The organism is Glycomyces sp. NPDC050141 (genome assembly GCF_055586545.1).
In genome coordinates this window covers 1-26,126 of record NZ_JBVJHZ010000058.1, presented here as the reverse complement: position 1 = coordinate 26,126, position 26,126 = coordinate 1, and the positions used below count along the sequence as shown (strand labels likewise).

Sequence of the window (26,126 nt, the reverse complement as noted above, 5' to 3'; positions counted from 1 at the left end):
CCCCCCCCCCCCCCCCCCCCCCCCCCCCCCCCCCCCCCCCCCCCCCCCCCCCCCCCCCCCCCCCCCCCCCCCCCCCCCCCCCCCCCCCCCGCCGCGTCTCCGGACGAACTGCCCAATGCGGAGCAGCGCTTCCCAACACACGTAAGCAGGTCCATATAACCAGGGCCACACTGGAAATTCACCGGGCTCGCGTCCTGGCGTTACAGGGCGTCTGCCTGAGGCTTGTAGGCTTTTAGGGTGTCTGAGATCGAGGCTTCCTCCACCGCCTCCGCCACGCCCCTTCCACGAACCGTGCGGGCTGGCGGCTCCGCGCTGACCCATTCCGTCGTCGTCGAACCCATGGTCGACGACGAACTCGCCCACCTCCCCACCGCCGCCTTCTTCGACGTCGACAACACCCTCATGCACGGCGCGTCCACCTACTGGCTCGCCCGCGCCCTCGCCAAGCACGGCGTGCTCTCCGGCCGCGACATCCTCAGCTTCGCCTGGAAGCAGGCCCGCTTCAAGTTCGGCGCCGAGAACCACGGGCACATCTCCTCGGTGAAGTCCTCCGCGCTCGAGCTCGTCGCCGGGTTCCCGGTCGACGAGATGCGCAAGATCTGCGACGAGGTCGTCGACCGCGACATCTCCCCGCGCATCCTCGCGCCCGTGCGCCGCCTCGCCGAACGCCACCTCGAGTCCGACCAGGAGGTGTGGCTCGTGACGGCCAGCCCGGTCGAGCTCGCCGGGGTCCTCGCCTCGCGCCTGGGCCTCACCGGGGCGCTCGGCACGATCGCCGAGATCGAAGACGGCTGCTACACCGGCCGCCTCGTCGGCGACCTCATGCACGGCCCCGCGAAGGCCGACGGCATCGCCGAGCTCGCGGCCGAGCGCGGCCTCAACCTCGAGCAGTGCACCGCTTACTCGGACTCGGCGAACGACCTGCCGATGCTCCGCAAGGTCGGCCGCGCCATCGCCGTCAACCCGGACTCGCGCCTCGCCCGCCAGGCCCGCCACTACGGCTGGCCCGTCCTGGACTACCGCCGCGGCCGCCGCGCCGCGAAGCTCGCGCTGCCGACCGCGGCAGCCGCGGGCGTGGGCGCGGGCCTGCTGTACCTGTACAAGTCCCGCGAGCGGGACTAGACCCGAAGGGGCGCATGGACGACCTCGCGCAGCGGCTCACGCTCGCCGGGACGGCGGTGCTGGCCGTCGCCTGGCTTGCGTGGCCCTCCCCCGACCGCACCGAGACCATTGCCGCGCCCGAGACGGCGCCGACGGTGTGGGAGACCTGGGACGCCGAGCCCGTCGACCTGCCCGGCCTCGTCGACGGACGCGCCTGGACCCCGCTCACCGCGCTCGAAGACCCCGCCCCCGGCGCCACCGCGCTCCTCGGCACCGATGAGGCCGGGAGTCTGCTCTATGTGGAGCAGCCCGCCGAGGGCGAAGCCCTGATCGAGGTGATCGCCGAGCCCGGCGGCGTGCCCGGCGTGGTCGCCGCTGCCGCCACCGGCGACCGGATCGCGTGGCTCCAGTCGGTGCCGGACGATCAGGGCCGCGTCGTCTCCGAGCTGTGGATCGCCGAGCGCGGCGCCGACGGCAGGCCCGGCGAGCCGCGACTGCTGACGGCCGACACCGGCGACGTGATCACCGCCGGGAGCGCCTACGACCTCCAGTTCGCCGCCGAAGGGCTGCACTGGCTCGCGACCGCGCGCGGCGAAACGCTCGTCACCGAGCACCGGTCCATCAGTGTCGACGGCGGTGCGGTCGAGGTCGTCGGCCACCGCGGCGCCTGGCAGGCCGCCGCTTGGCCGTGGCTCGCCAGCGCCGGGTCCGACTCGCTCGGCGGGGCGCAGCTGGTGCGCACCGATACCGGTGCGGGCGTGAAGGTGTTCTCCGGTTCGGACGAGCTGACGCTGTGCTCGGCCACGTGGTGCCGCCTGATCGTGACCGATGACGAGGGCTCGCGCACCGACCTCGTCCGTCCAGACGGGAGCGAGCGGGTCACCGTCGCGGAGGGGTTCAAGTCGGCGGTGTCGCCTGACGTGGGGCTGGTCGACCGGTTCGAGCCGCTCGCGGAGTCAAAGGTGGAGTCGCGGGCGTCGGCGGGCGGCGTGACGGTGACGCTCTTCGATCTGCAAGCGGGCGAGGAGTACCTCGTGGCCTCGGCTGCGGGCCGGACCGGCGCGGACGCGAAGTCCCTATGGTGGTCGACCGGGACGGCCGAGCTCCTCGAATGGCACGTGCTGGACCTCACGGACCTCGCTTAATGCGAGGCGTTCGCTGACCCGGCACGGGTAACGTCGATGCCGTGACCACACCGTCAGTCCCCAGCGCGCCGCAGGAACCGGGCCCGGCCCGGCCCGAGATCATGGGTGTCCTCAATGTCACCCCCGACTCGTTCTCCGACGGCGGACGCTATCTCGACTTCGGCGACGCGGTGGCGCACGGCGAGCAGATGGGCGCCGAGGGCGCGGACCTGATCGACGTGGGCGGGGAGTCGACGCGGCCGGGCGCGGACCGGGTGGACCCGGCGACCGAGATCTCGCGGGTGGTCGACGTGGTGGCGGCCTTGGCGGAACGGGGCCTTGCCGTCTCGATCGACACGACGCGTGCGGCGGTCGCGGCGGCGGCGATCGAGGCCGGTGCGAGCGTCGTCAACGACGTGTCGGGCGGGCTGGCCGACCCTGACATGGGGCGGGTCGTCGCGGACACGGGCGTGCGGTGGGTGCTCATGCACTGGCGCGGGCACTCGGCGGACATGCAGCGGCTGCAGAACTACGAGAACGTGGTCGCGGACGTGAAGGCCGAGCTGGAGGACCGCATCGAGGCGGCCCTGGACTCCGGTGTGGAGCGTTCGAGGCTGATCCTCGACCCCGGGCTGGGGTTCGCGAAGTCGCCCGAGCACAACTGGCGGCTCTCGGCGCACCTCGACGAGTTCGTCGGGCTGGGGTTCCCGGTCCTGTTCGGGTCCTCGCGCAAGTCGTACCTGGGGAAGCTCCTGGAGGACGAGAGCGGCAAGCCGCGCCCGGTCGGGCAGCGGGAGGCCGCGACGCTCGCGACGTCGGTGCTGGCGTTCGAGGCGGGCGCGTGGGGCGTGCGGGTGCACGACGTGGCCGGGACGGCCGACGCGCGGGCCGTGTGGATGGCGACGCGCCGGGCCCGCTAGGTCTGACAGATCACGGACAACGCGCTGGCGGCGCGGTGCTCGATGCTGCCCTGACCAGGCGTGGAACAGCTCACCGATCGGATCGGTGGGATTGCGAAGCCATCTCGAAACTTGGAACTCCGGTTGCGGGTTCGCCCGGAACACCCGTAGCATTCGCCTCGTACTTCATCCAGAGCAGCTGAGGGGTCCGGCCCTGCGAAGCTGCGGCAACCACCGACCCGCCCGTTGAGGCGAGGCGGCAGGTGCCAATTCCGGCCCGCTGCGCGGGGAAGATGAGGGAGGAGCCTTCTCGTATGTCCAATGCGCATTCTGCTTCGCAGAACAACCAGCTCTTTAAAGACAGCCCGGCCAAGGGCCTGGTCTGCCGCAACTGCAACGCCACGTATGACCTGATCGCCCAGCACGCCTGTTGGCAGTGTTTCGGGCCGCTGGAAGTCGACTACGACCAGGCGGCGCTGGCGAAGGTCACGCGCGAGCAGATCGAGGCCGGTCCGCAGAACATCTGGCGGTACGCGCCGCTGCTGCCCGTCGGCGTCGACCCCGAGGACCGGGTGAGCCTGAACCCGGGCCTGACCCCGCTCATCGACGCGAAGAACCTCGCGAAGGCCCTGGGCATGCGCAAGCTCTGGGTGAAGGACGACTCGGCGAACCCCACCCACTCGTTCAAGGACCGCGTGGTGTCGACCGCGGTCTCGGCCGCGAAGAAGCTCGGTTTCGACCGCTTCGCGTGCGCTTCGACGGGCAACCTGGCGAACTCGGTGGCCGCGCACGCGGCGCGCGCCGGCGTCCCGTCGATCGTGTTCATCCCCCACGACCTGGAGCCGGGGAAGATCGTGCAGTCGGCGATCTACGGCGGCAAGCTGGTCGCGGTGCAGGGCTCGTACGACGACGTGAACCGGCTGTGCTCGGAGCTGACGGAGACGGACGACTTCGAGACGACGGCGTTCGTGAACGTCAACATCCGCCCGTACTACGCCGAGGGCTCGAAGACCCTCGGGTACGAGGTCGCCGAGCAGCTCGGCTGGCGCCTGCCAGAGCAGGTCGTGGTGCCGATGGCCTCGGGCGAGCTCCTGACCAAGATCCACAAGGCGTTCGAGGAGTCGGCGGAGATCGGCCTGGTCGAGCCGGGCAAGGTGCGGGTGTTCGGCGCGCAGTCGGCCGGGTGCAGCCCGATCGCGGACGCGTTCGCCGAGGGCACCGACGTGATCACGCCGGTGAAGCCCACGGGCATCGCGAAGAGCCTGAACATCGGCGACCCGGCGGCCGGCCCTTACGCCATCGAGGCGTGCCGCTCGACGGGCGGCGGCATGGCGAAGGTGACCGACGACGAGATCCGCGAGGGCGTGAAACTGCTCGCCGAGACCACCGGCGTATTCGCTGAAACGGCCGGCGGCGTGGTCGTCGCTACGCTCCGTAAGCTCCTGGAGTCGGGCCAGTTGGACCCGGAGGCCGAGACGGTCATTTACAACACCGGTGAAGGGCTGAAAACGCTCGACGCGGTGTCCTCGCTGGTCGGACCCACGCACACAGTGAAGCCTTCATTGAAGGCGGCGAAAGAAGCGGGACTTCTGGAGTCCTGAGTGGAGAGGGGAGTTTTGGAAAGTGGACTTGTAAAACGCTTTCCGAACTCCCAAAATTATCACTCAGTGTGACCGTTGTGAAGTGATGTGTCGGGTACCCGACAGAAATTGATCGCTCGTCGGGTCTTGACCCTATTCACTGAATAAGCAAGAATTCTTCTTGCGGGAGGCCGCAGACGTCCTGTCGCCACTCACCCGGTTGACTGCGAGTCCTGGGGCTAGAACGTGTCGAGCAGCGCCAGCCGGTGTCAGGAACTGCGGTCTCCCGACCAATCCTCTTCCCTGCCTGCGGGCGCAATGGACTTGCCTGTGTCGTACCACTGCGCGAGACTCGGGCCATGACGCATTTCGACATCGTGCCGGTCGAGCCCGGCGACAGAGCCCAGGTCCGCTCGCTCCTCGCGGTCATGGAGGCCGTCGACGCGCACGACCGCCCCGGCACCCGGCCCCTCAACGCCGCCCACACCCTCACCACGATCACGGTGAACCGCGACGACACCCGCCAGGAGCGCTGGATCGCCGTCTGCGACGGCAAGGTCCTCGGCTACCTCTACCTCGTGATGCCGCAGCTCGACAACACCCATGCGGTCTTCTTCGACATGGGCGTCCACCCCGACGAACGCCGCCACGGCGTCGGCTCGGCCCTGTTGCGCCACATGGAGGAGCGCGCGGCCGCCGAAGGCCGGAACACGCTCTCGTCGTGGCTGCCCGAACCGGGCCCGGGCGCACCGGACATCTCCACCACGGGCGCTGCGTTCGCCGTCGCCAAGGGCTACAAGCCGTCCCTGAAGGGCGCGGTCCGCGCCGTCGACCTCGACGCCGTGGACGAGGCCGCCGTCGACAGGCTGTGGGACGAGGCGTCGGCGAAGGCCGAGGGATTCGAGCTCGTGTACTTCACCGGGCTGCCGCCCGAGCGCATCATCGACGGCATCGCGTACCTCCACGCCCGCATGTACACCGACATGCCGCTGGAGGACTGGGACCTCCAGGAGGCCGAGATCGACCGCGACCGCATCCAGAGCTGGTCGGACATGCGGCGCCTGCGCGGCGAGCTGCACCTCCAGGTCGCGGCCGTACACAAGGAGAGCGGCGAGATCGCCGGGCTCACCGAGATCATCGTGGAGGGCGGCGCCGAGGAGCACTGCCAGCAGGGCGACACGATCGTCGACCCGCGCTTCCGCGGCCACCGGCTCGGCACGCTCCTCAAGATCGCGAATCAGCGGGCAGTGCGGCAGTGGCGGCCCCGCATGAAGTACGTGTGGACCGGGAACGCCGTGTCGAACGGGCACATGATCGCCATCAACGAGTCGGTCGGGTACCGGCTCGTGTGCGAGGAGAACGTCTACCAGAAGAAGCGCTAGCGGATCAGCCGCTCGTGCATGCGGCGGCGCTCGGCGTGGAGCTTCGCGATCTTCTCGCGCAGTGCCGCGTCGCCGTCGCCCTTGCGGGACATGGCTTCCCGCAGGTCGTGGATCTCCTGCTCGACGTCGAGGCCGCGCCGGTTGAGCAGGTGCAGGGTCTCGTGCGGCTCGGGTTCGGGCGTGCGCTTGAGCAGCCGCAGCCCCTCCGGGGTAATGCCGAACTGGGCGAGCGCGTCGGCGTCGAACGCGACCGCGTTCGGGTGGTCGGCCACTTTGGACATCCGCTCGGAGCCTTCGCGCTGCTGGTCGGACAGGCCCGTGTGGGCATAGAGCCACCACATGGTCTCGCCGTCGATGTGGCGGACGCTGACACCCGTGGGCACGAGCTTCTGCGCGAGCGTGGAGTGGTTGCGGCGGTAGACGCTCAGGGCCCGCGACGCCGGTTCGAGCAGGCTGAGGCCGATCGACGGGCTGTGGTGGTAGGTGCGGTGCCCGGCGGCCTCGGAGGGAACCCAGTTGCAGCCCAAGGTGGGCGCGAGGATCGCGGGCGCGGCGCTGCCTTCGGCGAGGTACGCGGCGGCCGTCTCGTGGAGCTTGCCGACGAGGTCGCGGTGGACCGCGTCGTCGTCGTCCAGGCGCGTCGTCAGCGCCCAGCCCTTGCCGCGGGCGCGGGCCTCCTCGCGGACCCAGGCCACCAGGTCGGGCACGAAGTCGCGTTTGAGCTCGGTCTCGGCCAGGTGAATCCAAGGGCGTGACGCGGCGAGCGCGTCGAGGCGCTTGCGCGCGACCGGCGGCATCTCGCGGTCGACCGCGATGAGCCACACGAAGTCGCGGTGGGACTGGGCGTCGAGCGAGGCGAGCGTCAGCTGCTCCAAGAGGAGCTGCCGGTACGCGAACCACTGCTCGTCGAACACGCCGATGCCGTGCCGGGTGGCAATGACGTGCAGGAACTCCGAGGACGCCGGGAGCGGGCCTAGCGCGGCGCGGTCGGGGACAACGGCGCGGAGCCTGCGGCGCAGCCTCGCGGGCAGCAGTCGCGTCAATCGCATGGGGTTCCCTCCCGGCGGGTGCGGCGGCGGCCGCGGCGGCACGCCACCGGGCAGGCTAGTGCCCTTCGGTAACGGGCGCACCAACTCCGGGCGAACGGAAGGAGACGCCTGGAACGTCACAGGTCCTGTGTGGCCGGTTATCCCTCGCGGTTGCCCGCGTAGTTCTCCAGGTACTCCAGCTGCTCGGGGTCGAGGCTCGGACGGACCCGCTCCATCGCCTGGGCCACATGGGAAGCGGTGACGATGCTCGCCTCCAGGGACTCGCGCATCGCCGTCAGCGCGGCCTCGCGCACGAGCGCGGCGCAGTCCGCGGCCGAGTAGAGCCACAGCTCGTCGGCGACCTCGTCGAGGTTCACGTCATCGGCGAACGGCACGTTCTTCGCGTTGGCGCGCAGGATGTCCGCGCGGCCCTGCGAGTCCGGCGGCGGCACGTACACGAGCCGTTCGAGACGGCCGGGCCGCAGCAGCGCCGGGTCGATCATGTCGGGCCGGTTCGTCGCGCCCACGACCACGACATCGCGCAGCGACTCCGCGCCGTCGAGCTCGGTGAGCAGGGCGGCGACCACGCGGTCGGCCGTGCCGCCGTCGGTCCCGGCCCCGCGCACGGGCGCGAGGGCGTCCAGCTCGTCGAAGAACATCAGGGTCGGGCTGGCCTGGCGGGCCCGGCGGAACAGCTCGCGCACGTTCTTCTCGGACTCGCCCACCCACTTGTTCAAGAGCTCGGAACCCTTGACGCTCAACACGTTCGCGTGCCCCTCGCCCGCGACCGCCCGCACGATATAGGTCTTACCGCAACCGGGAGGTCCATAGAGGAGGATGCCGCGCGGGGCCTCGATGCCCAGGCGCGTGAACGCGTCCGGGTACGTCAGCGGCCACAGCACCGTCTCGGTGAGGGTCTGCTTCAGGTCCTCCATGCCGCCCACATCGGCGAGCGTGAGCCCGCCGAGCTCGACCGAGTCGCCGGACATGCTCGTGGGCCGCACCGACTCGAGCGCGCCGTCGAAGTCCGCGACCTGCAAGGCCGTGGCGCCGCCGGACTTGGCGCGCATCGCCGCGCGCACGCCCGCCTCGCGGACCATCACCGCGAGATCGGAAGCCACATAGCCGGGGGCGCGGTGCGCCACCTTCTCCAGCTTCACGTCCTCGGCCACCTTCATGCCGCGCGTGAAGTAGACGAGGAGGTCGCGGCGGGCGTCGGCGTCCGGCATCGGCACCACGACCTCGTGCTCGAGCTTCGAGCGCAGCGCCGTGTCGACGTCCTCGACGCGCGCGGTCGTGCACACCACCGCGTGCTCACCCGCCTCGGCCAGGACCTCGTCGACGAGCCGCGTGAACATGGTGCCCAACGGGGTCCGCTTCCCGGCCGGGGCGACCGCCTCGACCCCGCGCACCAGCAGCACGCCCGGGACGGCGAGCGCCGCGACGGCCGCCCGCAGCTGATCGGCGGCCGCGTTCGCTTCCAGCGCAGCCAGATCGTGGCCCGAGACCTCGCTGACGCGCGCGCCCACGGCGGCCGCCACGGACCGCGCCACGGTGGCCTTCCCCGCGCCCGAAGGGCCCGAGACGAGGACGCCGAGCGCCATGTCCGTGCCGACGACCTTCAGGACCTCGCGGTGGTTGAACCCCAGGTCGAGCAGTTCGCGCAGCTCCTCGGCGGGGATCTTCGCCCCGGCCAGCTCCTCGTACGGGATCGGCGCGACACCGGGCTGGGCCTCGGGCTGCGCGCGTACGGGCTCGCGCGACTCGCCGCGCGGGCGGGACGCGGCGATCTCGCCGCCGGAGTAAGAGGCGGGCATCGGGGCGCGGGCGCGGCCGAGGTTCGCGACCCGGCCGGACTCGAGCGGCATGTCGATGGAGGCCGGGACGTCGGACTCCCACTCCACGCGCGTGTCCGAGGTGATCATGGCCGCGCTCGCCGGGCTGGCCTCGACCACGTTGAGCACCATGGTGGTCCAGCCGATACCGAGCGTGTTGTTCAAGGTCCGGCGGGTCGCCGAGACGATCTCGCGCTGCGCGTCCCCCAGCTCGATCGGCAGCAGCGACACATCGTCGCCCTCGCCCACGACCTTCGACAGGAGCGCCAGCCGCAGCGTGTCGGGGTCGACCACGGCCACCGCCGACGCCGGGCCGGACAACACCACCCGGTCGGCCGCCGCCAGCGACACCGGCGCGAGCCGCACCGGGTCCCCGTCGCGCGCACCGATGTTCCCCAGCGTCAGGTCGTCGGCGTAGAGCGCCCGCCGGGACGCGTACCGGTCGGCGGCCAGCGCGATCGCGGCCGTCGTGCGCCGCCCCGTCAGCTCGACCGCGTCACCGGGACGCAGGCCGAGCGCGGTCAGGGCCTCGGCGTGGAGGCGCACGATGCCGCGCCGGGCGTCGAGCCCGGCCTTGGCGCGGGTCGCGGTCAGAGTGAGGGAGCCTTCGGTCACACCGCCCAGCCTATTACGGTCCGGCCGCGAGCGGCGACACGCGAGAGGCGGGGCACTACTCCGCAGCCGCCCCTATTCTTCAGCGGGAGTGAGGTCCATGCGGTAGACCTGGCGGCCGTCCTCGAGGAGGACCGCCACGGTCGCGCCCTGGTCGGCGAACTCGCGCCACCGCTCGCCCAGCCACGACTCCGCGTCGCCCTGGCTGCCCAGGTCGCTGTCGGGGGTGTCGATCGCGTTGCCGTCGGCGTCTTCGAGCGTCCAGGTCCAAGTCATGGAGCAACAGTACGCGACCGAGCGTCACCAGTCGAAGCGGTCGTGCGACGGCGCCGTCACCGGCGTGCGCTCGATGGGGGCCGGTTCCTCCTCGCGGCGGCGCGGTCCGAACGCCAGGCCCAGCGCGATCAATGTCCACAAGGGCAGGAGTGCGAGCCAGAACCAGGCCGGGGAGACCGGGACGAACGGGATCGTCCACACCGCACGGTCGATCGCGTCGAGCACCGCCGTCGCCCCGATGAGGCCCGTGAACAGGCCGAAGAACACCATCCCGCACTGCCGCCAGGAGCGCCCGGCGAGCAGCCAGCCGACGCCCCACAGCCCGATCGCGAGGGCCTCGTAGTCGGCCCGGCCGGACCAGATAGCGAGCACCAGGAGGAGGCCGCCAGCGCCGGTGGCCATGGCGGAGAACGTCATCCGGCCCGCACGCGGCGGGTTCTCGGTGCGGGCGGCGGCGAGCCAGCCCGCCCCGGTGAGGAACAGGAGCGCGGCGGCGAAGACGACGGCGGCTTGGAACTCGAGCCGGTCGGTGAACTGCGCGCCGAACCAGTCGCAGCCCGCGGGGACTCCGGCGGAGGCGTCGCCGATGCCGCACTGCCAGAGCTTCAGCGTGCGCAGGGGGTCGCCGACGAGCCGCGAGGGCTCGGAGACGATGTCGCACGCGGGCAGGACGGTCGGCGCGGTCCGGAACGAGCCGGGCTCGGCGAAGCAGTTCCCGGCGCCGACGCCGTCCCACCACAGGTCGAGCCGGTTGCGCTGGCGCTGGCCGTCTTCGCGGACGCCGAAGACGTTGCCCTCGAAGCGGTTGCGGTCGCCGCCGGGCCCTTCGAGTCCGGCGGTGCCCCAGGTGGCGATGGCGGCGGTCTGCTGGTTCCAGAGCCGGTTCCCGGTGACGTCGACGCCGGTGCCGTCGGCGACGAGGATGCCGACGCCGGAGGGGAAGGTGCGGCCGGGGCAGATGGATTCGGTCCAGTCGCGGTCGGCGAGGTCGGCGTTGCAGGCGGCGGTGCCTAGGCGGTCGTAGTGGTCGGTGTTGTTGTCGTAGAGGAGGTTCGCGGTCGCGTCGACCTCGTGGTCGGCGGCAGTGCCGGTGATGGCGAGGCCGGTGGTGTTGCCGTGCAGGCGGTTCGCGTCGAGTTGCAGGGTGTCGCCGCCGGAGGCGAGGAGGCCGACGAGGTTCCCGGAGGCTTCGCAGCCGCTGACGAGGCCGTCGACGTTGTGGAGGGCGATCCCGGCGGTGTCGGCGGCGTCGGCGCGGCAGCCGGTGAGCGCGACGGCGGAGGCGTCGGTGATGCGGATGCCGTAGTCGCCGCTCTGGGTCGCGGCCACGCCGTCGAGGGCGGCGCCGGTGGTGTCGGCGAGCAGGAGGGCGGTCTCGCGGGCCTGGGCGAAGGCGATGCCGCTGAGGTGGAGGCCGTCGGCGCCTCGGGCCTGGAACACGGTGTCGGCGTTGAACTCCGCGGTGAGGAGCACGTCGTCGGGGGTGTCGCCGAGCCCTTCGATCTGGAGCCCGGTGAGGCCGTCGGCGGACACGGTCTCCCCGGTCGTGTAGGCGCCGGGGAGGACGAGGATGCGGGTGTCGGGTTCGGCCACGGCGCTGATCGCGGCGGCGAGGTCGCGGTGGCCTCCGGCGAGGCAGTCCTCGTACAGGCGCTCGTTGGCGATGCGGTCGTTGTAGTTGACGTTCTCGTTGTGCGTGGTGAAGTTCTCGGCGTCGGCGGGGCAGACGAGGAGGGCGGGGCCGGTGTCGCGGTAGGCGGGGGGCGCGGCGGCGGGCGGTTCGGCGTCGCCGGGTTCGGGGGCGCGGCTCTCGGCGGTGATCCCGGCGAGGAACGCGGAGGCGCCCAGGCCGAGGAGGGCGGCCGCGAAGAAGACGGCGGCCGCGAGGCGGTGCTCGGAGCTGGGCGCGGGGGGCACGGCCTCAGGGTAACCCGGCCGGGACCGTCTGTGAAGGGCCGGAAATCGCTGGCGCGCTTGGGGTTCGCGGACGCGGCATACCGTCCTTGGAGGGGGCGGTATGCCGCGCTTGCGCAGCGGACTACGCCGTCTGCACTGAAGGCCAGTACAGAGAAAGGGAGAACCACTCACAATACAGTGAGCGGTCCTCCCTCGCAGTACTCAGTAGGCCTGAGCAAGCAACCCTGAAGGGCTGCTTACATCATGCCGCCCATGCCGCCCATGTCGGGGGCGCCGCCGGCGCCTTCCTTCTCGGGGGCGTCGGCCACGACGGCCTCGGTGGTCAGGAACAGCGCGGCGATCGACGCGGCGTTCTGCAGCGCCGAGCGGGTGACCTTGGTCGGGTCGGGAATGCCCGCGGCGAGCATGTCCACGTACTCGCCGGTCGCGGCGTTCAGGCCGTGGCCGGTGGGCAGGTTGCGGACCTTCTCCACCACGACGCCGCCTTCGAGGCCGGCGTTCTCGGCGATGGCGCGCAGCGGCGCACCGAGCGAGCGGCGCACGATCTCCACACCGGTCGCCTCGTCGCCCTCGGCGTCGATCTTGTCGAAGGCGATCGCGCCGGCCTGGGCCAGCGCGGTGCCGCCACCGGCGAGGATGCCCTCTTCAACGGCGGCCTTGGCGTTGCGCACGGCGTCTTCGACGCGGTGCTTGCGCTCCTTGAGCTCGACCTCGGTGGCCGCGCCGACCTTGATCACGGCGACGCCGCCGGCGAGGCGCGCGAGGCGCTCCTGCAGCTTCTCGCGGTCGTAGTCGGAGTCGGAGTTGTCGATCTCGGCGCGGATCTGGTTGATCCGGCCCTGGATCGCTTCCTCTTCGCCGCCACCGTCGACGATGATGGTGTCGTCCTTGGTGATGACGACCTTGCGGGCCTGGCCCAGCAGGGAGATGTCGGTGTTCTCGAGCTTGAGGCCGATCTCCTCGGAGATGACCTGGCCGCCGGTGAGGATCGCGATGTCGCCGAGCATGGCCTTGCGGCGGTCGCCGAAGCCGGGGGCCTTGACGGCGGCCGACTTGAAGATGCCGCGGATCTTGTTCACCACGAGGGTCGGGAGGGCTTCGCCGTCCACGTCCTCGGCGATGATCAGGAGCGGCTTGCCGGTCTGGGTGACCTTCTCCAGGGTCGGGAGGAGGTCCTTGACCGCGGAGATCTTCTGGTTCGCGACGAGGATGTACGGCTCCTCGAGCACGGCCTCCATGCGGTCCTGGTCGGTCACGAAGTAACCGGACAGGTAGCCCTTGTCGAAGCGCATGCCCTCGGTGAGCTCGAGGTCGAGGCCGAAGGTGTTCGACTCCTCGACGGTGATGACGCCTTCCTTGCCGACCTTCTCCATCGCCTCGGCGATGATGGCGCCGACGGTGACGTCACCGGCGGAGATCGAAGCGGTGGAGGCGATCTGCTCCTCGGTCTCGACCTCGGTGGAGGTGGACTGGAGGTGCTCGACGACGGCGGCGACGGCCTTCTCGATGCCCTTCTTGATGGCGATCGGGTTGGCGCCGGCGGCGACCGCGCGGAGGCCTTCCTTGACGAGGGCCTGGGCCAGGACCGTGGCGGTCGTGGTGCCGTCACCGGCCACGTCGTCGGTCTTCTTGGCGACTTCCTTGACCAGTTCGGCGCCGATGCGCTCGTACGGGTCTTCGAGCTCGATCTCCTTGGCGACGGAGACACCGTCGTTGGTGATCGTCGGGGCGCCCCACTTCTTGTCGAGCACCACGTTGCGGCCCTTCGGGCCGAGGGTCACCTTGACGGCTTCGGCGAGGGTGTTCATGCCTCGTTCGAGCCCGCGGCGAGCCTCCTCGTCGAATGCGATCATCTTCGCCATGGTCGATGGCTTCCTTTCGGAGAACGTTCGTGGTCGACGGTGAGGCGGCAAACCCGCGACGGCGGGCCCTGTCACGAGCCCGACCACCTCAACGCTTTATTAGCACTCGCCAGCTGCGAGTGCCAGCTCCAGGTATAGCACTCTCGCCTTGAGAGTGCCAATCCGGGGCGTGGAACACGTGGTGAAAGGTAAAGAGGCCCGGGCTGGAGCCCGGGCCTCTTCGCTTGCCGCTACTGGTTCGGCATGGGATGTCCGGGCTCGCCTGGGTCGACCGGGTCGACGGCGACGCCCGCGGCCTCGGCCGAGAGCGAGGTGGCGGAGACCGATTCGGCGCGGCCGCGCAGCCAGGCGTACGTGCACAGGGACGCGGCGAGAATCCAGATCATGGGCACGAGCAGGAGCAGGGCCATGACCGCTTCGGTGAGGATCGTGAAGACCGCGGCGAGCCAGGGCGCGAAGACGGCGTGCCAGACCCCGGCGAGGAGGAGGCCGACGAGCCCGATGATGAGGTTCGCGGCGAAGGCGACGAGGACCACGATGATGATGCGGCCCAGGGCGGCCCAGAACGCGGAGTGCGTGAGCTGGATGGAGCGGGCGTAGGGGCTGCGGCGGGATTCGAAGACGGCGGCGGGGGCCATGAGGCTGAGCGCGAAGATCGCCCACAGGCCGGGCAGGACGCACAGGACGAGGCCGGCGGCGACGGTGACCCCGGCGAGCAGGAGCCACAGGAAGAACTTGCCGCCGCGCCGGAAGCCGAAGGAGAAGGCCTCGCCGAGGGCGAGGAACCCGCCCGCGGCTTCGGCGGCGGCCGTGCGGACCCCGGCGAGCGCGGCGGAGCCGGAGACGTAGAGGACGGCGAGGGTGAGGATCGCGCCGATGATGCCGACGGCGGCGCTCGGGTTGACCTCGCGGACGACGGTGCCCCAGTCGGTCTGGGTGATGTCGATGTCGGGGGTGCGGACGGTGTTGTTGTAGGCGCCGAGAATCCAGCGGGGCAGGACGACGCCGATGAGGAGGATGAGCCCGACCGTGCGCCAGGAGCGCTGGACGACGTCCATGGACGCGTGCCACCAGCCCTCGAACGTGTCGGTCACGAGGGGGTCGCCGCCCGAGAAGCGGCCCGACGGCTCGCCCGGCTGCCCGGCATTCCAGTAAGGATCGTCGCTCATAGGCCGGATCGTAAACCAATGAAACGCGCATATCAGACAAACGACTGCAACGCATCCGTTCGGGGATGACACGTTCGCGCGTTCGCCTGCCCGGCCGCGCGCGAGCCACTACCGTACGCAGGTATCGGCGCACGTCGCGCCGGATCGCCGAGCACCTTGGGAGCGCCGATGTCCCACCGCGAGATGCGTCCCGTCGGCCGCGAGAAGACCTTCTTCGGGCATCCCCGCGGCCTCGCCGTCCTCTTCGGGACCGAGATGTGGGAGCGGTTCAGCTTCTACGGCCTGCAGGGCATCCTGCTCACCTTCCTCACCGCCTCCATCGCGGAGAACGGCCTCGGGCTCGATGACACCGTCGCCGTCCCGATCGCCTCGCTGTACTCGGGGCTCGTGTACCTGACGGCGCTGCCCGGCGGGTGGCTGGCCGACCGCATCCTCGGCCCGCGGCGCGGCGTCCTCATCGGCGGCATCATCATCATGGCCGGGCACATCTCCATGGCCATCCCCGTCGCGAACCCCGCGACGGTGTTCTTCGGCCTGTTCCTGGTCGTGGCCGGCTCGGGCCTGCTGAAGCCGAACATCTCCGTGATGGTCGGCAAGCTCTACGACGACGACACCGACGCCCGCCGCGACGCCGGGTTCTCCGTGTTCTACATGGGCATCAACCTCGGCGCGTTCCTCGGCATCCTCATCACCCCGTACCTGGCCGGGGACGACCGCTGGCACCTCGGCTTCGGCGCCGCCGCCGTCGGTATGGCCTTCGGCCTCCTCTGGTACGTGCGCGGCTGGCCGCGCCTGACCCACGCCGGGATCGGCCCGGCCCGCCCGCTCAGCGAGGCCGAGAAGAAGAAGACCACGAAGATCCTCGTCGTCTCGCTCGTCATCGCCGCCATCGCGATCGCGATCTGGGCCTGGACCGGGACGCTCACCCTCTCCACGGTGCCCACCGTCGTGACGGGCCTGTCGATCGCGGCCGCCGTCTGGTACTTCGTGTACATCTTCGGCGAGGCCAAGGACATCACGCCCGCCCAGAAGGCCGGGCTGCGCGCCTACGTGGGGCTGTTCATCGCCTCGGTCGTGTTCTGGATGCTGTACCTCCAGATGGGCTCGGTGCTCACCGCGTTCGCCAGCAACTCGGTGAACCTCGACTCGTGGGGCTTCCACCTGCCCGCGGGCGGGGTGCAGAACTTCAACTCGATCTTCATCCTGATCTTCTCGCCGATCTTCGGCGTCATCTGGCTCAAGGCCGGGACCCGGTTCGGCACCGCCTACAAGTTCGCGATCGGCGTGTTCCTCGTGGGCTTCTCGTACGTGTTCCTCGGCTGGCTCCAAGGGCAGTCCGACAACGGCGTGCTCGTCGGGCTCGGCTGGATGGCCTGGGTGTATCTCCTGCTGACCTTCGGTGAGCTGTGCGTCTCGCCCGTGGGCTTGAGCGTGACGACGCAGCTCGCGCCGCCGAACCTCAAGGGCCAGATGATGGGCGTGTGGTTCCTCGGCCCGGCCGTGGGCACGCCGCTCGGCGGCCAGGCGTTCGCGTTCCTCGTCCCGCGTGTGGGCGAGGCCGCGTTCTTCTACATCCTCGCCGGGATCGCGATCCTCACCGCCGTCGTCCTCGCGGTCTTCAGCCCGGCCCTGCACCGGCTCATGGGCCGCGGCGGGCACGGCCCGGACGCGACGCTGGAGACGCCGCCGGAACCCGCCGGGTTTAAGGAAGCGCAGTAATCGCGATTAGCGGCTGCTGAACCACTCCCCGGCCTGGGCGACCAAGCGGCGCATGGGGTTCTGCGGCGGCAGCTCGGAGCGGCTCGGCCCCGGGTGCAGGGCCGAGAAGCCCGGCTCGATCAGGCGCGGTTTGAGCGGGTCCACCGGCTTGATCCACGAGTCCTTCGCCGCGCCATCGGGATCGGCGACCCAGCGGCGCCCGACCCGGTCGAGGCCGATCGGGTACACAGTGACGCCGTCCGCGCCGACCTTGATCCGCAGGAAGCACTTCTGGTCGATCACGCTCATGCCCGCGAACAGCTCGTTCGCGTTGACGCCCAAGCGGTTCGCGACGACCAGGTACAGGCCGACGAGCCAGGTCCCGACGAGCCCGGCGACAGGCAGGTACGCCAGGTACGTCCACAGGCTCACGTCGTCGAACATCTTGATGACCTGCGCCCCGCCCCACCACAGCGACACCTGCACGAGGCCGTGCAGGCCGCCGAGCATGTAATGCCGCGAGGTCCGGCTCCCCTGCCCGGGATGCGCAAAGCCGACGCCAGCGCCGAGAAGCACCGCAGTGACGGCCACGAACGTGCCGGTACCCTCCAGAATTGACACTGTAGCGATCAGGCCCACGACGGCCATCAGAGCGACGAACCCCTTGTTCAGCCAAGGCAGCCGCGCGAAGATCCCGAACGCGTACCCCATCGACTTCGCCTTCGACGGGTACTCCTTCGCGAGCCGGTAGTCCCGTTCGCGCGCATCGGGTTCGGGCACCGACTTGCGCGGCGCCGTCAACTCCTCCGGCAGCGTGTGCGTCGGCGACAGGTACGCCCCGCCGCCCCCGGCCGTCACCAGGTGCCGCGACCCGTCGACCTCCTCGTAGTGCGCGTAATGGTGCCGGTCCCCGGTGAGGACGAGCGGCACGCGCGCGCCGCGCGGCACCACCACGTCCCGGATGAAGTGGTCGATCCGGTCGAACGAGCGCGGATCGTCCTCGGTCCACAGCCACGACGGCTGCGGCACGCACAGGATCACCTGGTCGCCCTCGCGCATCCGCGCCGCCGCGTGCTTGAAGTACTCGATCTGCGTCTGGTCCAGATGCGTGTCGAACTGCGCGTCCACCGCGAACAGCCACCACCGGTGCGGCAGCTCCAGCGCGAAATACGACCGCTTCTGCATGGTCTTGTACCCGCCCACCGAGCGGCCCTCGGTGAACTGCCGGGCGAACGCGGTCAGGCCGTCGAACCAGTCGTGGTTCCCCGGGATCGCGTACAGCGAAACCGGATGCCCCGGGTTCGCCGCCTCGTACGGGCCCTTCATCCGCTGCTCGTACTCGAGCCAGTCCCCCGCCGGGTACACCTCGTCGCCGCCCATGACGAGCACCGAACCGCGCGGCAGCTTCTCCCCGCCGACCTCGACGTGGTCCTGCGCGAGCAGGTACGCGACCGAGTAGGTGGCATTGAAGCCGTCCCCCACGTCGGCCACGTAGTCGATCCACAGCTCGTCGGTGTCGGCGTGGTTGTACACGCCCTGCGGGCGGCCGCCGATGATCTCGCGCTTGTCCACGTACCCGCCGAAGACGCGCGCGAGCCCGAACCGCATGCTCGTGTCGATGAGGGTGCGCGGGGACAGCCAGCGCACCGGCCCCTGCGGCCGGAAGCGGAGCTGCTCGGGACTGAGGTCCTTGGGGCGGTGGGACATAGACCACATCATGGCACGTTCTGCGCGCCAACGGTACCCGCGAAACGGGTAGGCGAACCCGGGAGCGCGCCCGTAAGCTCCCGGCATGACCAACGCACGCCACGCCGACCTCGGCGACATCGACGAGATCATCCGGCTCCGCGAAGTGATGCTCGCGCCCTGGTTCGACATGGGCGACACCGGTTGGAAGGCCGAGACCGCCGCGATCCTGCACCGCCGCCTCGACGAGCCGAAGCCGAGCATGGCCGTCACCGTCGTCGAGGCCCCGGACGGTTCGGGGCGGCTCGCGGCTTGCGCGACGGGGGTGATCAGCGAGCGGCTGCCGAACCCGGTCAACCCTTCGGGGCGGTACGGATGGATCTTCAACGTCGTCACCGACGAAGCGTGGCGCAAGCGCGGCTACAGCCGGGCCTGCACGACCGCGCTCCTCGACTGGTTCGCCGACCAGAGCGTCAACGTGCTCGAACTCCTCGCCTCCGACAAGGGCCGGGGGCTCTACGAGGAGCTGGGCTTCACGATCTCCGACGAACCGGCGATGCGGCTGAACACTAATCGTTGACGTTCATCGAGGGCAGCCGGAACCAGCCCGACGCCCCGAGCAGCAGCAGCACGAGCACCGCAAGCGCTAGTGCCGCAAGCACGACCGCAGGCAGCGCGAACGCGATGAGGGCGACCAGTGCGAGGCCCGCGAGCGCGACGATCCGCGAGGGGGCGGTCCGGCCCGTTGCGGCGCGGGTGAGGACGAGGTCGCCGACCAGGTAGAGCGCGGGGCCGCCGAGTACAGCGGCAGCGGCGGCCGCGTCAGCGGTGTCCCAGGGGCGGACGGCCACGAGTACGGCGCCGATGGCGACGAGGGCACCGCCGGACGCCATGAGGGCGTGCGCCAAGAGGCTGCGCTGAGCCCTTCGCCTGGCATCGGCGTAGAGCTTGACGAGGACGGCGAGGGTCGCCAGTCCGAGGACCGCGCCGAGGACACTGCTCACCGCCTGATCGTAACCAGAAACGGGCGGCCGGACCTGCTGGTCCGGCCGCCCGTCTTCATGAGGCGGTGCGGTTAGCCGAGGGTGCCGTAGAGGCGGAGCTCGGCGATGTCGATGAGGGCGCCGTTCGAGATGCGCAGGTAGCGGTAGCCGCCGTCGTCGGTGGACGGGAGGTTCTGCCACGAGAGCGTCTTGAAGGACGGGTCGGTGAGGGTGGTCCAGTCCTGGAGGTCGTTCGAGCCTTGCAGGACGAGGTCGTCCATGCGGACCAGGCCGTTGTTGTCCTGGCGGGCAAGGAAGTCGAAGCGGTCGGCCGTGACCTGGGCGCCTGCGCCGAAGTCCCAGACCAGGTAGAACCGGCCGTCGACGGCGGCCACGTCGCTGAACGTCGCGGGGTTGCCGTCGAGCATCAGCGCTGAGTGCGCGGCTTTGGCGGTGTCGGCGGTGCCGTCGAGTTTGACCACGGTGGCGGCGGCGAGGTCGACGAGGTCGCGTTCGTCGGAGCCGTAGAGGAACGTGCCGTCAGTGCTGCCGTGGATGGTCGCGGCGGCTGATCCGTCCTCTGTGGTGTGGTCGATGGCGACGTCGAGGACGCCGCCGCCGGTGAGGTCGGCGAGGGTGCCGGTGGCCGTCCACGAGAGCGAGTCCGCGCTGGTGGCGGCGAGCTCCTGCCCGCCGACGCTCACGGCGACGTCGCTGATCGGCTTGGCGCTGGTGAAGCTCACGGTGACGGCGTCACCGGCGGTCACCTTGCCCGCCAACGCATCGGCGGACGCGACCGAGACACCGGTGATGTCACCGGGGACCTCGGAGCGTTCGCCGAAGACGCGGAACTCGCCGATGGACCACAGGCCCGGGTAGGCCGGGTCGATCGGGATGCCGGGAGTGTCGACCTGGATCTTCAGGTAGCGGAACTCCTTGCCGCGCTGCTCGGCGACGACCGGGATGGTCTCCATGTCGTTGGTCTCGGCGGTCTCGCGCTCGGTGAGGAGCGTCCAGGTCGTGCCGTCGTTGGAGCCGTACACGTTCGTGCCCTGCGAGCGCATCGGGAACGAGTAGCGGGCCTGGAAGCCGAACTCGTCGGCCGCGACCCGGTACTGCGTGCCGAAGTCGAGCGTGAACGAGGCGACGCGCAGGTCGCCGTTGCTGCTGGTGCTGTCGCCGTCGGCGAGCGCGTCGACCGCTCCCGTGCTGATGCCCACGGGGACCACCGCATCGGTGTAGTCGAGCGAGCCGTCCGCGAGGTGCGGATTGAGCAGTTCGAGCGCTTCGATCGCGTCGACCAGGGCCTCGAACGCGGTGCGGAACTCGGCGTCGGTGCCTTCCCAGGCGGCCTGCTTCGCGGCGGCGAGCGCGGCGTCGTAGGGCTCGCGGGTGGCGGTGGTGTAGACCGCGCCCTCCTCGGTCCCGTCGGCGACGGCGGCGTCGATCATCTTGGGCTTGTTCTTGGCGACGTAGAGGTCGAACGTGCGGGCGGCGACGGCCTGGCCGTCGTCGGCGACGATCTGGATCTCGTTGGCGCCCTGGTCGTGCCGGGTCGGTTTCCAGGTGACGGTGCCTGTGACGGCATCGAGTTGGGCGCCGGGCGGGAGGTCGGCGGCGGTGTAGGCGGGGGCGCCGCCGGCGTCGGTCGCGCCGAGTTCGAAGGTAGAGGTCACGCCCGGCCACAAGTAGAAGCGGTCGCGGGTCTGCTCGAACGCGGGCGGGGTCAGCTGGGTCTGGGCGTTGAACATGAGGGCGTCGAGGTCGACGTGCGCGCCGTCGCCGCTCACCCGGTAGAAGTGGGTGTTGAGGCCGCCCGCCGGGTAGGTGACGTACCGCCATTCGCCTTGCGTGTCAGGCAGTTCGATGCGGGCCATGGTCTTGGGGTCGGTCTCGTCCTCGTTGCGGGCGTCGGCCTCCTCCTTGTCCAGGACCTCGAGGAGGGCCGGGCCGTCGGTGCGCACGAGCACGCCCATACGGCTGCTGCTGGGGAACATGATGCGGGAGACGACGCTGGTGGTGCCGTCCTCGTCAGCGGTCGCCCGCGCGAACGTCTGCTCGCCTTCAGTGATGATCTCGGTGCCGTCGTCGAGCGGGATCGCATAGCGTCCGAAGGTAAGCGCCGTGTCCTCCACAGTGGTCGGCTCGGTCCCGGCCACCTCGGACGGGAACGCGACCCAGTACTCGATGCTCTTGTCGCCTGGGGCCCAGAAGTTCTGGACGCCGGTGCCGTAGTTGTAGAACGGCCCGTCCATGCGCTCGTGGAGCAGTGCGAGGTTCGGGGCCTCGGCTTCGACGTCGACGCCTTCCTTGTACGTGTACTGGTAGTACAGCTCGGAGAGGGCGTTGAAGATCCGGCCGCGGTAGGCCTGGGAGATGGTCCCGCCGGTCTCGCGCTCGTCGACCCAGGGCGTGCGCTCACCCATCATGAAGCCCGCGAAGACATCCGCGCCCGCGAGGAGCCGGTTGCCGAGGAACCCGTAGGCGGTCACGGCGTCGTCCGCCGTCGAGACAGTACCGGCGACGGGGTCGATCTTGGTGCCCTGCACGTCGAGGAAGCGCGCGAGCGCGGCGAAGTTGTCGATGTTGCACTCGGCGTGGGCCTGGTCGCGGCCCATCTCGCGCAGCTGCGTGAACTCCTCGCCGTAGGGGTTGAGCGGGTCGTCGGCGGCGATGACCTGGATCTGCTCGGCGAGGGAGCCGTTGATGTAGTTGTCGAAGGTCGAGTTGACGGTGAACCACTCGACGCCCTCGGCGTAACCGGCGGCGTCGTCGGCGTAGATCGCGGTGGCGATGCGGCCGTACAGCCCGAAGTTGTGCTGGTTCATCCACTTCTCGTTGGAGAAGTTGAAGACGTCGACGATCGGGTTCGCGAAGTTCCCGAGCAGCTTCTCATCGTCAGCGGCGGTCCATTCGACGCTGTAGCCGTCCTGCGTGCCGGGGGTGTCGTCGGCGAGCGGGTCGGTGGCTCGGATGATCTCGGCGGCCATGAGGAACTGCGAGAGCGGCTTGCCGGTGTGGATGTGCGCGTCGGGGAAGTAGACGTACCCGTTCGGGTCCATGTTGGACCAGGTACGCAGACCCATGATCGCGCCCTTGCGGTACACCTCGTCACCGGTCATCGTCCACAGGAGCGCCTGCGTGAGCACGCCGAAGGAGTCGCGGGTGAGGCGGTTGCGCATGCCGCCCTGAGTAAACGTGTTCGTGACGGGGACGTCCGGCTTGCCGCGCACCATGTTGTCGACGGTGTATCCCGGTGCGGCCCAGGGCCGGACCTGCGTCATCGCGTCGAAGTAGGAGGCCCAGGGCTCCTGGCCGGATCGGACCATCTCCTGGGCGTTGCGGAGGTCGTCGGCAGTGAGGCCCACCCCGGGGTGGACGAAGCCGGCGTCGGAGACCGTCTCGTTGATGGTGACTACGTTCGCGGTCAGCAGGTCGTCGTAGGACGTTTCGGCCTGCGCCGCTTGGGGGACCGCGGCGACCGCCGCTATCCCCGCGGCCAGCGCGGCGGTGAGCGCGGTGAGGCGCGGCCGCTTTCGTTGCCCGACTTGCGTCATTGCAGGCGTCCTTTCTCAGGGGGCGGGGCAGCTGGATATGGGAATCCGTCTATGCGGACCCTAGCGGCTGCGGGAGCGAGAATCAAGGCTCAGATAGATAACGTTATCCCCCATCTCTGGCCACACCGTCAACCCAACTCCCGACCGGTTACCGAATCGTTATCTCGTTCTATAACCTTGTCTACCAGGAAGATCACAGCGATCTTCCGGATCGACCACCCTGACCGATGGAGATTGGTCGATGCAGAGGTCTCGACAAACCGTGATCCGAGATCTAACTTAGAAACCGATATCTATCCGGCGACCCCGAAGGACCCCCGAGTGGCAGACCGACCCCGCGCCCTCCTGGCCATGGACCCCGCGTTCCTCCACCAGCTCTTCCCCGAGCCGCTGATGCGGCGCCTGTCGGCCGTGCTCGACTTCGACCCCGAGTTCATCGCCCGGGACTTCACCGAGCCCGCTGCGAAGGCGGCGCTGGCCGAGGCCGAAGTGATCGTCTCCTCGTGGGGCGCACCGCTGCTGGACGACGAGACACTCGCCGGGGCGCCGCACCTCAAGGCGGTTCTGCACGCCGCGGGCACCGTCAAATGGATCATCGGCAGGACCGGCTGGGAGAGGGGCCTGGTCGTCTCCAGCTCCTCGGGCGCGAACGCGCTGCCCGTGGCCGAGTACACGCTCGCGTCGATCCTCCTGGCGGGCAAGGGGATCTTCCAGCTCCGCGAGGACTTCCGCAAGGAGCGCACCTTCGCGCTCGGCTACGTCCACCCCGAGGTCGGCAACTTCGGCCGCACCATCGGCCTCGTCGGCGCCTCCAAGATCGGGCGGCGCGTCGCGGAACTGCTGCGGCCCTTCGACTTCACCGTGCTCCTCGCCGACCCGTACGTGGACGAGGCCGAGGTCCGCGAGCTCGGCGCCGAGCTCGCGGACCTCGACGACCTCGTGGCCCGCGCCGACGTCGTCAGCGTCCACGCCCCCGACCTCCCCGAGACCGAGCACCTCATCAACGCCGAGCGCCTGGCGCTCATGCGGGACGGCACGGTCGTGGTCAACACCGCGCGCGGCCGCCTCGTCGACACCGACGCGCTCACCGCCGAAGTGCTCAGCGGCCGGCTCGCCGCGGTCATCGACGTGACCCACCCCGAGCCGCTCCCCGCGCACTCCCCGCTCTTCGACCTCCCGAACGTCTTCCTCACCCCGCACGTGGCCGGTTCGCACGGCAACGAGCTGTCCCGCATGGGGCTGTTCATGGTCGAGGACGCCGAACGGTACTGCGCGGGCGAACCGCTCCTCCACCGCGTGGACCCCTCGACCCTCGAAAGGCAGGCCTGATAGAAACCGTTATCCACTCGTTTCCCCACCGGTATCCACCGCATCAAGGCCACATCCAGAACGCAACAAATTCGCATCATCCTGCGAATACGTTGCGCCACAAGTAAACACAACTCACCGGGAACCGAGATTCCACGACACGAAGCATTGACCAGTTTCCATGCCTAGTGATACCGTTATCTCCCCGGCGACCTGGAGCAAGACCCGGCAGGCCCCTTCACCGGCCGCCGCCATAACCTTCACAACAGCCACATCCCTCACCCCTGTATCAACGTTGATTTAAGGAGGCCCCTCATGGTCGAATTCAACCGCCGCAAGTTCCTCGGTGCCGTCGGCGCCGCCGGTGCGGCAGCCGCGGTCGGCGCCACCGCCGCCGGATGCTCCGAGAACACGGGCGGCGCGGCAGGCGGCGACTACGAGCTCCCGACCTTCCAGCCCGCCCCCGACCTCGACGTCCAGCCCTTCTACTCGACCGAGACCGAAGGCATGGAGAACGTCTACACGGAGTACCCCAAGGAGTACTTCAAGTCGGTGGAGCGCGAGCCCGGCTCCGGCGGCAAGGTCACGAGCTTCCAGCTCACCTGGGGCGACCCGTCGAAGCCCCTGGACGAGAACCCGTACTGGCAGGAGCTGAACGAGCGCCTGGGCGTGAGCTTCGAGCCGCAGTTCGTGCCGCAGCCGGTCTTCGACCAGAAGTTCGCGACGATGCTCGCCTCCGGCGAGGTCCCCGACCTGGTGTTCGTCAACGACCAGTCGGCCGTGAACCTGCAGGGCATCCGGGACGGCGCGTTCGCCGACCTCTCCGAGGTGTTCTCGGGCGACAACATCCTCAAGTGGCCGAACCTCGCCGCCCGCAAAGAGGAGATCTGGCAGGCCAGCCTCAAGGACGGCCGCATCTACCAGATCCCCTCGATCGTCTGGGCCCTCACCAACCTGCCCACCATGCGCACCGACCTGGTCGACCAGACCTCGATCGGCCGCGCCCCCAAGGACGCCGACGAGCTGTTCACCATGCTCAAGGAGGTCTCGGCGCTCGGTTCGGGCCCTGGCGGGCAGAAGGTCTACGGGCTCAACAAGTACGACGCCCACCCCGGCACCGCTTCGATGTTCCAGCGGCTGTTCAAGACCGGCCCCGAATGGCAGCTCGACGGCAACGGCGACCTCGTCCACATCACCCAGACCGCGAACTACAAGGCGATGCTGGAATGGCTCGCCCGCGCCTGGGCCGAGGGGATCTTCGACCCGGTCTCCATGTCCCCCACGCCCACCGACATCGTCTCCGGCGCGGCCCTGCGCTACGACCCGGTCGGCGGGGCGATCAGCGCCACCGGCCTGTCCCAGTGGGAGGCCGACCTGCCGGGCGCGAAGTACGACTTCTTCGACATGCCCGGCTTCGACGGCTCCGCCCAGGTCGTCGTCCGCAACATCCCCTACGGCAGGTCGACGTGCGTGTCCGCCAAGGCCGCAGAGGACGAGGACCGCCTCACCGAGATCCTCAACGTCCTCGACTACTTCTCGGCCCCGTTCGGCTCCGAGGAGGCGCTGTTCATCGGCTCCGGCCAGCAGGGACGCCACTTCGACTTCGACGAGTTCGGCATGCCGGTCACCAACATGGACAACATCACCGAGCTCGGCGTGCAGTACGTGGGCGTCTCCTCCGGCGACAACTCGTACCGCATCCACCCGAACCAGGCGGCCTGGGCCGACTCGTTCGTCGCCGTCATGGAGTCCATGGCGCAGAACTCGATCGTGCGGCCGCTCGAAGGCCTCGAAGCCGCCTCGCAGACGTTCATCACCAAGGGCGCCCAGCTGAAGCAGCTGTGGACCGACTTCGAGAACGGCGTCATCACCGGCCGCGAGAGCGTCGACGACCTCGAATCCTTCGTCTCCAACTACATGTCGCAGGGCGGCACGCAGGTCAAGGACGAATACACCCAGGCCCTCAAGGACGCCGGCAAGTGAGCGTCACCGCCGAGAAGGCCGGCCCGGGGGGGGGGGGGGGGGGGGGGGGGGGGGGGGGGGGGGGGGGGGGGGGGGCGGAGGGGGGGGGGGGGGGGGGGCGGGAGGGGGGGGGGGGGGGGTTGTTTT

Annotated in this window: 18 protein-coding genes and 1 riboswitch; of the genes, 9 read left to right on the top strand and 9 right to left on the bottom strand. The window is 70.0% G+C overall.

Translation table 11 applies throughout. The features are described 5' to 3' along the window. The first annotated feature begins 237 nt into the window (after positions 1-237). From ACZ60M_RS23940 to ACZ60M_RS23920, 5 genes are all read left to right on the top strand, one after another. On the top strand, positions 238-1,122 hold the full coding sequence (locus tag ACZ60M_RS23940; RefSeq protein WP_465421512.1) for an HAD family hydrolase: 885 nt from the start codon (positions 238-240) through the stop codon (positions 1,120-1,122). Positions 1,123-1,136: 14 nt separating this feature from the next. Next, positions 1,137-2,246, top strand: coding sequence for a hypothetical protein (locus tag ACZ60M_RS23935; protein ID WP_465421511.1), 1,110 nt, complete (start codon positions 1,137-1,139; stop codon positions 2,244-2,246). A gap of 101 nt (positions 2,247-2,347) precedes the next feature. Further along, positions 2,348-3,145 (top strand): dihydropteroate synthase, encoded by a 798-nt coding sequence (folP, locus tag ACZ60M_RS23930; RefSeq protein WP_465421518.1) that lies wholly within the window; start codon positions 2,348-2,350, stop codon positions 3,143-3,145. A gap of 162 nt (positions 3,146-3,307) precedes the next feature. Beyond that, positions 3,308-3,424, top strand: a riboswitch (SAM riboswitch). Between the two features lie 14 nt (positions 3,425-3,438). Continuing rightward, the gene (thrC, locus tag ACZ60M_RS23925; RefSeq protein ID WP_465421509.1) at positions 3,439-4,725 is read left to right on the top strand and encodes a threonine synthase; all 1,287 of its coding nucleotides are present in this window, start codon (positions 3,439-3,441) and stop codon (positions 4,723-4,725) included. A gap of 338 nt (positions 4,726-5,063) precedes the next feature. Then, positions 5,064-6,086: a GNAT family N-acetyltransferase gene (locus ACZ60M_RS23920; RefSeq protein WP_465421507.1), complete on the top strand. Its 1,023-nt coding sequence runs from the start codon at positions 5,064-5,066 to the stop codon at positions 6,084-6,086. Here ACZ60M_RS23920 and ACZ60M_RS23915 read toward each other — a convergent pair. From ACZ60M_RS23915 to ACZ60M_RS23890, 6 genes are all read right to left on the bottom strand, one after another. After that, positions 6,083-7,135 (bottom strand): glycosyltransferase, encoded by a 1,053-nt coding sequence (locus ACZ60M_RS23915; protein ID WP_465421505.1) that lies wholly within the window; start codon positions 7,133-7,135, stop codon positions 6,083-6,085. The two genes, ACZ60M_RS23920 and ACZ60M_RS23915, sit on opposite strands and share 4 nt — an antisense overlap. Positions 7,136-7,272: 137 nt before the next feature. Continuing rightward, positions 7,273-9,573 (bottom strand): AAA family ATPase, encoded by a 2,301-nt coding sequence (locus ACZ60M_RS23910; protein ID WP_465421516.1) that lies wholly within the window; start codon positions 9,571-9,573, stop codon positions 7,273-7,275. Positions 9,574-9,636: 63 nt separating this feature from the next. Next, a complete protein-coding gene (locus ACZ60M_RS23905; protein ID WP_465421503.1) occupies positions 9,637-9,837 on the bottom strand; it encodes a hypothetical protein in 201 nt (66 codons plus the stop codon). Positions 9,838-9,861: 24 nt separating this feature from the next. Further along, positions 9,862-11,754: a right-handed parallel beta-helix repeat-containing protein gene (locus ACZ60M_RS23900; RefSeq protein ID WP_465421502.1), complete on the bottom strand. Its 1,893-nt coding sequence runs from the start codon at positions 11,752-11,754 to the stop codon at positions 9,862-9,864. Between the two features lie 236 nt (positions 11,755-11,990). Continuing rightward, on the bottom strand, positions 11,991-13,616 hold the full coding sequence (gene groL / locus ACZ60M_RS23895) for a chaperonin GroEL (protein WP_465421500.1): 1,626 nt from the start codon (positions 13,614-13,616) through the stop codon (positions 11,991-11,993). Between the two features lie 230 nt (positions 13,617-13,846). After that, the gene (locus ACZ60M_RS23890) at positions 13,847-14,785 is read right to left on the bottom strand and encodes a hypothetical protein (protein WP_465421498.1); all 939 of its coding nucleotides are present in this window, start codon (positions 14,783-14,785) and stop codon (positions 13,847-13,849) included. A gap of 168 nt (positions 14,786-14,953) precedes the next feature. On the opposite strand from ACZ60M_RS23890, the gene ACZ60M_RS23885 reads away from it, so the two are divergent. After that, positions 14,954-16,504, top strand: a complete 1,551-nt coding sequence (locus ACZ60M_RS23885; RefSeq protein ID WP_465421497.1) for a peptide MFS transporter — start codon at positions 14,954-14,956, stop codon at positions 16,502-16,504. Positions 16,505-16,510: 6 nt separating this feature from the next. Here the strand turns inward: ACZ60M_RS23885 and ACZ60M_RS23880 are convergent, their stop codons facing one another. After that, complete coding sequence (locus ACZ60M_RS23880) at positions 16,511-18,190, bottom strand: metallophosphoesterase (protein ID WP_465421495.1); 1,680 nt, start codon at positions 18,188-18,190, stop codon at positions 16,511-16,513. Positions 18,191-18,275: 85 nt separating this feature from the next. Here ACZ60M_RS23880 and ACZ60M_RS23875 point away from each other — a divergent pair, with 85 nt between their 5' ends. Then, complete coding sequence (locus ACZ60M_RS23875; RefSeq protein WP_465421493.1) at positions 18,276-18,749, top strand: GNAT family N-acetyltransferase; 474 nt, start codon at positions 18,276-18,278, stop codon at positions 18,747-18,749. Here the strand turns inward: ACZ60M_RS23875 and ACZ60M_RS23870 are convergent. Both ACZ60M_RS23870 and ACZ60M_RS23865 read right to left on the bottom strand, forming a co-directional pair. Beyond that, positions 18,739-19,173 (bottom strand): hypothetical protein, encoded by a 435-nt coding sequence (locus tag ACZ60M_RS23870; protein ID WP_465421491.1) that lies wholly within the window; start codon positions 19,171-19,173, stop codon positions 18,739-18,741. The genes ACZ60M_RS23875 and ACZ60M_RS23870 overlap by 11 nt on opposite strands. 71 nt (positions 19,174-19,244) lie before the next feature. Continuing rightward, positions 19,245-22,709 carry a putative Ig domain-containing protein gene (locus tag ACZ60M_RS23865; RefSeq protein ID WP_465421490.1) on the bottom strand — a complete coding sequence of 1,155 codons (3,465 nt, stop codon included), beginning with the start codon at positions 22,707-22,709 and terminating at the stop codon, positions 19,245-19,247. A gap of 351 nt (positions 22,710-23,060) precedes the next feature. On the opposite strand from ACZ60M_RS23865, the gene ACZ60M_RS23860 reads away from it, so the two are divergent. Together ACZ60M_RS23860 and ACZ60M_RS23855 are read left to right on the top strand one after the other, a co-directional pair. Next, positions 23,061-24,038 (top strand): hydroxyacid dehydrogenase, encoded by a 978-nt coding sequence (locus ACZ60M_RS23860; RefSeq protein WP_465421514.1) that lies wholly within the window; start codon positions 23,061-23,063, stop codon positions 24,036-24,038. Positions 24,039-24,332: 294 nt separating this feature from the next. Further along, positions 24,333-26,000 (top strand): twin-arginine translocation signal domain-containing protein, encoded by a 1,668-nt coding sequence (locus ACZ60M_RS23855; protein WP_465421488.1) that lies wholly within the window; start codon positions 24,333-24,335, stop codon positions 25,998-26,000. The last annotated feature ends 126 nt before the right edge of the window (positions 26,001-26,126 follow it).